7 protein-coding genes are annotated in these 7,162 nt (G+C 71.3%); all 7 read left to right on the forward strand.

Features of this window, described 5'->3' with window-relative positions; translation table 11 throughout:
• Positions 1-81: 81 nt before the first annotated feature.
• Positions 82-1,065: a porphobilinogen synthase gene (hemB, locus tag WA805_RS20510; RefSeq protein ID WP_425243132.1), complete on the forward strand. Its 984-nt coding sequence runs from the start codon at positions 82-84 to the stop codon at positions 1,063-1,065.
• 98 nt (positions 1,066-1,163) lie between these two features.
• Complete coding sequence (locus tag WA805_RS20515; RefSeq protein WP_422274903.1) at positions 1,164-1,841, forward strand: bifunctional DNA primase/polymerase; 678 nt, start codon at positions 1,164-1,166, stop codon at positions 1,839-1,841.
• Between the two features lie 2 nt (positions 1,842-1,843).
• Positions 1,844-3,136, forward strand: a complete 1,293-nt coding sequence (gene hemL / locus WA805_RS20520; RefSeq protein ID WP_422286706.1) for a glutamate-1-semialdehyde 2,1-aminomutase — start codon at positions 1,844-1,846, stop codon at positions 3,134-3,136.
• 20 nt (positions 3,137-3,156) lie between these two features.
• Positions 3,157-3,789 (forward strand): histidine phosphatase family protein, encoded by a 633-nt coding sequence (locus WA805_RS20525; RefSeq protein ID WP_422286701.1) that lies wholly within the window; start codon positions 3,157-3,159, stop codon positions 3,787-3,789.
• 41 nt (positions 3,790-3,830) lie between these two features.
• Positions 3,831-4,421 (forward strand): TlpA family protein disulfide reductase, encoded by a 591-nt coding sequence (locus WA805_RS20530; protein ID WP_425243133.1) that lies wholly within the window; start codon positions 3,831-3,833, stop codon positions 4,419-4,421.
• A complete protein-coding gene (resB, locus tag WA805_RS20535; protein ID WP_425243134.1) occupies positions 4,418-6,070 on the forward strand; it encodes a cytochrome c biogenesis protein ResB in 1,653 nt (550 codons plus the stop codon). Before WA805_RS20530 ends, resB begins: the two co-directional genes overlap by 4 nt.
• Before the next feature lie 5 nt (positions 6,071-6,075).
• Positions 6,076-7,162: c-type cytochrome biogenesis protein CcsB (gene ccsB, locus WA805_RS20540; protein WP_425243135.1), on the forward strand; the 1,087-nt coding region annotated here is incomplete at its 3' end.

The raw sequence follows: 7,162 nt of genomic DNA on the forward strand, positions 1-7,162 counted from the left end.
CTGCGCCGCCCGAGCGAGCGCCGCCGCGGCGCCCGTCGTCGTCTCCGCTAGGCAGGCGCCGCCGCTTGATAGGAGAGGGTCATGACCGCTGGGTTCCCTGAGCTGCGGCCGCGGCGGCTGCGCGGCACGCGGGCGCTGCGCGCCATGGTGGCCGAGACGGCGTTGCGCCCCGCGGAGCTCGTCCTGCCAGTGTTCATCAAGGAAGGCATCACCGAGCCGGTGCCGATCGGCTCGATGCCAGGCGTCGTGCAGCACACCAGGGACAGCCTGCGGAAGGCCGCCGCCGAGGCGGCCGGGGCCGGAGTGGGCGGCATCATCGTGTTCGGCGTCCCCGCGGCCAAGGACGAGCGCGGCAGCGCCGCGGACGACCCGGACGGGATCTCCCAGGTCGCGATCGCCGACATCAGGGCGGAGACCGGTGACGACCTGGTCGTCATGGCGGACCTCTGCCTGTGCGAGTACACCGATCACGGCCACTGCGGCATCGTCACCGCCGACGGCTACGTGGACAACGACGCGACGCTCGAGCGCTACGCGAGCACCGCCATCGCCCAGGCCCAGGCCGGCGCGCACATGGTCGCCCCGAGCGGCATGATGGACGGCCAGGTGGGCGTCATCAGGAAGGCGCTGGACCGGGCCGGCTTCACTAACATCCCGGTCTGCGCGTACTCGGCCAAGTACGCGTCGGCGTTTTACGGGCCATTCCGCGAGGCGGCCGAGGGCGCGCCGAAGTTCGGCGACCGTGCCACCCACCAGCAGGACCCCGCCAACGCGCTCGAAGCGCTCAAGGAGGTCGAACTCGACCTCGCCGAGGGCGCGGACATGGTGATGGTCAAGCCCGCGCTGAGCTACCTCGACGTCATCCGCCGAGTCGCGGACACGGTCCTGGTGCCGGTCGCCGCTTACCAGGTCAGCGGCGAGTTCGCGATGGTCGAGGCCGCGGCGGCGAACGGCTGGCTGGACCGCGACAAGGCGATCATGGAAACCCTCACCGCGATCCGCCGGGCGGGCGCGAGCGTCATCTTGACCTACTGGGCTACCGAGGTCGCCCAACGGCTCCGCTAGCGCACCGAGTAGAGTTCGCGTATCCCACAGCACGGCACGACCCGGGTGCTTTGGCGTACCCGGCGTCGGTGGGGGCGGACGACGAGGAAGTGCAGGGCATGGTGACGATGATGCGGCGACGAGGCCGTCGCCGGGGGGAACGACAGGCACCGGCAACGGACACGGCTGCCCTGGAGTACGCCGAGATGGGCTGGCCCGTATGCCCGGGAGCGCACCCGAGCCGCGGCCTTGACGGGACGCCGGAACCGGGCCGGGCGTGCTCCTGCGACCGGGTGGGGTGCCCGGCGCCCGGGGCCCATCCGGTGTCGCCGACCTGGCAAATGCAGGCGACGGTGGACGGCGAGACGATCAGGCAGTGGTGGGAAGCCCGTCCGGAGGCGAACGTGATACTCGTCACCGGGCGGGTTTTTGACGTTCTGGACGTGCCGGCAGTCGCCGGCGCGACGGCGCTGTCGGCGATGGCGGCGGCCGGCGTGCCGACCGGGCCGGTCGCCGTCCAGGGCGGGGAGCGGATGCTGTTCTTCGTGGCGACCAGGGGCGCGCCAGCCGACGAGGCCGAATGGTGGTCCTGCGGGCTGGACTCCTCGCCGGACACGTCCGCCCAGACGGAGGTGCTGCGCTGGCACTGCCGGGACAGTTACGTGCTCGCCCCGCCGTCCCGGTACGGCGACGGCCAGGACGTACGCTGGGCGCGGCAGCCCGCGGGACAGCCGCTGCCTGACGCGCTGCGCCTGCTCGAGTTCCTGGTTGACGCCTGCGAGGAAGAAGGCAGCTAGCCATGACCGACCGCTCCGCCGAACTGTTCGCCCGCGCGCTTGAGGTAACCCCGGGCGGCGTCAACTCCCCGGTCCGGGCGTTCGGCCCGGTGGGCGGGACACCCCGGTTCATCGAGCGGGGTCTTGGCCCGTACCTGTTCGACGTGGACGGCAGGGAGTACGTTGACCTGGTCTGCTCCTGGGGGCCGATGATCCTCGGGCACGCGCACCCGGCGGTCGTCACCGCGGTGTCGAGGGCGCTGGCGAACGGGACGTCGTTCGGCGCGGCCACAGCCGGCGAGGTCGAGCTTGCGGCGGAGATCATCGCGCGAACCCCTGTCGAGCAGGTCCGGCTGGTCAACTCCGGCACCGAGGCGACGATGTCCGCGCTGCGCCTGGCCCGCGGCTACACCGGCCGGTCGCTAGTGGTGAAGTTCGCCGGGTGCTACCACGGCCACGTCGACGCGCTGCTGGTCGCCGCCGGGTCGGGGGTCGCGACGTTCGGCCTGCCTGACACGCCGGGGGTGACAGGCGCGTCGGCCGCCGACACGGTCGTGCTGCCGTACAACGACGCGGACGCCGTCCGGGCGCTGTTCGCCGCCCGCGGCGACGAGATCGCCTGCGTCATTACCGAGGCCTGCCCGGCGAACATGGGCGTGGTGCCGCCCGCGGCCGGGTTCAACGAGCTGCTCCGCTCGCTGTGCGACGGCGCGGGCGCGCTGCTGATCATGGACGAGGTGCTCACCGGATTCCGGGTGTCCCCGTCCGGATGGTACGGGGTGGACGGCGTGCCAGGGGACCTCGTGACGTTCGGCAAGGTGATGGGCGGCGGGCTGCCGTGCGCGGCGTTCGGCGGCCGCGCGGAGGTGATGCAGCGGCTCGCTCCCGTCGGGCCCGTCTACCAGGCGGGCACGCTGTCGGGCAACCCGCTGGCGACGGCGGCCGGCCTGGCCACGCTGCGCGCCTGCACGCCTGCGGTGTACGAAGCGGTCGACTCCTTCGCCAGCACGCTGTCGGCACAGGTGTCGGCGGTGCTGGACAAGGAGGGGGTGCCGCACTGCCTGTCCACGGCGGGGAACCTATTCACCGTCTTCCTCGGCCGCACGGAACCGGTACGGAACTTCGCCGATGCCAAGGCGCAGTCCACCGCCGCCTACGCGGCGTTCTTCCACGCGATGCTCGATGGCGGCGTCTATCTGCCGCCGTCGGCCTTCGAAGCGTGGTTCGTCTCCGCCGTGCACGACGAGCACGCGCTGTCCCGCATCGCCGACGCCCTCCCGGCTGCCGCGCGAGCCGCCGCCAGCGCGCTCTGGTGAACCGGTAAGCTGGCGGGGCCATGGCCGAGACCACTGTCGTGCACCTGCTCAGGCACGGTGAAGTGCATAACCCGGACGGCGTCCTGTACGGGTGCCTGCCCGGCTACCACCTGTCGGCGAACGGGCGGATGATGGCCGCCGCCGCCGCTGACTTCTTCGACGGCCGCCCGGTCGCCGCGATCTTCGCCTCGCCGCTCGAGCGCGCGCAGGAGACCGCGGCCCCGGTGGCCGAGCGGCTGGGGCTTGAGATCGTCACCAGCGACCGGCTGATCGAGTCGGCGAACGTGCTTGAGGGCAGGACCGTGACGCTCACCAAGCTCGCGGTGAACCCGGGGAACTGGCGGTACCTGTGGAACCCCTTCCGGCCGTCGTGGGGCGAGCCGTACACGGAGGTCGTGGCCAGGATGCAGGAAGCCATGGCCCAGGCGAGGGAAGCCGCCCGCGGCAAGGAGGCGATCTGCGTCAGCCATCAGCTGCCGATCTGGGTCAGCCGGCTCGCCGCCGAGCACAGGCGTCTATGGCACAACCCGAAGGCCAGGCAGTGCGCCCTCGGCTCGGTCACCAGCTTCACCTTCGACGGGGACCAGCTCACCGGCGTTTCTTACGCCGTGCCGCCCCGGCGGCAGGTTGCCGACCCCGATAGGGCACAATAGACCGGGTACTACCCCCTGTAGGAGACCGTAAGGAACCGCCGGTGTTCAGAGCCAAGCGCCGGACGGTCGTCACTATGGCGTCCGTTGCCGCCGTGCTGCTGGCTGGCGCGCTCGTGGTCACGCTGACCGAAAGGAGCGGGCAGGCCAGCGGCGTCACCTACGTCGGTGGCGACAACAGCCAGCAGGTGTACGCGGCCGGACACCGCGCGCTGGCGCCCGACTTCACCGGGACGTCGCTCACCGGGACACCGATCCGGCTGGCCAGCTACCGCGGCAAGGTGGTCGTGCTGAACTTCTGGGGCTCGTGGTGCGCGCCGTGCCGCGCGGAGGGGCCAACGCTCGCGGTGCTGTCGCAGCAGTACCGCTCGAAGGGCGTCTCGTTCCTCGGCGACGACGTGGGGGACACCACCGCGAACGCGCTCGCCTTCACCCGCGACATCGGCATCGGCTATCCGAGCGTGAACGACGCGAGCTACTCCATCGTCCAGGACTTCAGCCGGGTGGCGTCGGTCGGTTACACGCCCACCACGGTCGTGATCGACCAGACCGGGCACATCGCGGGCCTGGTGATCGGCAAGATCAGCTACCAGTCAATGACGACGATCCTGAACGACGTGACGGCGAGCCGATGACCGACGTACACACCCCGCGGGAGCAGGCGGCGGCCGAGGGCGAAGAGACGGTCTCGTTCGGGATAACGGGAACAGATCCCGACGCGACGCCGGCCGGCACGGGGACGGGACCGTCCGCCGGCTGGCTGCGCTGGGGATGGCGGCAGCTCACCTCCATGCGGACCGCGCTGGTGCTGCTGTTCCTGCTCGCGCTCGGGTCGGTGCCCGGATCGGTGCTGCCGCAGCAGGGGGCCGACCCCGCCGCGGTGCAGCAGTACTACGCCTCGCACCCCGCGCTCGCGCCGTGGCTGAACCACCTCGGGCTGTTCAACGTGTTCGCCGCGCCGTGGTTCGCGGCGATCTACCTGCTGCTGTTCACATCGCTGGTCGGGTGCGTAGTGCCGCGGACGTTCAAGCTGGCCGGCTCCGCGCGGACGCCGCCGCCGCGCGCGCCGCGGAACCTGGGACGGCTGCCGCACTCGGCGTCGTTCCCGTCATCACTGCCGCCGGGGGCTGCCGTGGACGCGGCCGCCGCGATGCTCGGCGGGCAGCGGTTCCGGCTGCGGCGCCCCGCCTCCGGTGACAGCGGCCACTGGGTATCGGCGGAGAAGGGCTACCTGCGCGAGGCCGGCAACCTGCTGTTCCACCTCGCGCTGCTCGGGGTCCTCGTGTCAATCGCTCTCGGCGGGCTGTTCGGCTACAAGGCAGACAAGCTGCTGGTCGAGGGGCAGGCGTTCTCCGACACGATGCCCGCGCTGGACGAGTTCCACCCCGGGCGTCTGGTCAGCGGGTCGGACCTGGCGCCGTTCTCGCTGACGCTGGATCGTTTCTCGGCGAGCTACCTGACCTCGGGGGACTCGCGTGGGCAGCCTTCGGACTTCAATGCCTCCGTCACCTACTCCCCGTCGCCAGGCGCCCCGTCGCGGACGTACAACATCAGGATCAACGACCCGCTGTCGGTGGATTCCGCGAGGGTGTACCTGATCGGGCACGGGTACGCGCCGGTGTTCCGGGTGACGGACTCCCACGGGAACGTGGCCTACGACGAGGCGACGCCGTTCATCCCGGCTAACACCGGGACGTTCCTCTCCGACGGGGTGGTCAAGGCCTCGGACGCCTCGCTCGGCTTCATGGGCGTGTTCGTGCCGACCGCGGTGTCGGTCGGTGGCACGCTCGAGTCGGCGTTCCCCGCGCCCGACTTTCCCGCCGTGTCACTGATCGGCTACTCGGGCAACCTCGGCATGAACTCGGGGATCTCGCAGTCGGTCTACCAGCTGAACACGGCGGGGATGGCGAAGATCTCCGGGTCGCCGCGGCTGATGCTGCCCGGGCAGACGTGGACGCTGCCCGGCGGGCGCGGGGCGATCACGTTCGTCGGGGTCAAGCAGTGGGTGTCGCTGGCGATCACCTACGACCCGGGTCAGGTACCCGCGCTCGTGTGCGGGATGCTCGCGCTCGGCGGCCTGCTGGTGTCGTTCCTCGTGCGGCGCCGGCGGGTGTTCGTGCGGGCGGTGCCTGCCGCTTCCGGCAGCGGCTCCGTGGTGACGGTCGGCGGCCTGGCGCGCACCGACGCCAGCGGCGGCTTCGAGGAGGAGTTCGCCGAGCTGGCCGCGGAACTCGCCGCCCAGCAGAAACCTGAGCCTAACAACCAGTCAGAAGCAGGAGCGTGAGGCTCGTGTCGGTAAACCTAGGCTTGGCGCAGGTCAGCGGCGACTTCCTCGTCGCGGCCATCGTCATCTACTCGCTCGCGGTGATCGGGTTCGCGGGCGACTTCGCCTTCGGCCGGCCGCGCCGGGCGACGGTCGCGGGCGCCGCCGTCACCTCCGGCGAGCGTGCTGCGCAGCTCGCGACGGTAGGTGCGGCCCAGGGTACGGCCCTGGGTGCGAGCGCCGGGGCGGCGGAAGCATCGGGCGTGGCGGATAAAGCGCAGGCAGTCCCGGCGGGTGCGGGTACTGGCGGTACCGGTTCTGGTGACGCCGGTTCTGGTGACGCCGGTTCTGGTGACGCGGTGCTGCCCGCGCGGCAGGTGCCGGCGCTGCGCGCCATCTGGGAGGCAGGCCCCTGGGTGCGGGCCGCGGTGGCGTTCAGCGCGCTCGGCATCCTTTTGCACGTGGTGGCGGTCGTCACCAGGGGCTTCGCGGTGCACCGCACGCCGTGGGGCAACATGTACGAGTTCGTAACGGCGCTGACCTGCGTGGCCGCGATCTTCTTCTGCTATGTCATGGTGCGGTACCGGGCGTGGGCGCTGGGCGTGTTCGTGATGGGCGCAGTGGTCGTGGCGCTCGGGCTCGCCGAGACGGTCATCTACACGGCCGCAGGCCCGCTGGTGCCCGCGCTGCAGTCGTACTGGCTGAGCATCCACGTGACCGCCATGACGCTGGCGACAGGCATCTTCTTCGTCGCCGCGGTGCTCGGGGTCATGTACCTCGTCACCGACCGCTACCGTGCGCGGGTCGCGGCCGGGAAGGCGCAGCCGGGCAACGGGCTGCTCGCGCGGATCCCTTCGCCGGCGCAACTGGACAAGCTGACCTACCGGACCGTGGTGTTCGGGTTCCCGGTCTGGACGTTCGGCGTCATCGCCGGGGCCATCTGGGCGGACCAGGCCTGGGGCCGCTACTGGGGCTGGGACCCGGTGGAGACCTGGGCGTTCATCACCTGGGTGCTGTACGCCTGCTACCTGCACGCCCGCGCCACCGGGGGCTGGCGGGGCCGCCGCTCGCATTACATCCAGCTGCTCGGCTTCGCGAGCCTGACGTTCAACA

It is taken from the genome of Trebonia sp., from assembly GCF_049794275.1.
GTDB lineage: Bacteria > Actinomycetota > Actinomycetes > Streptosporangiales > Streptosporangiaceae > Trebonia.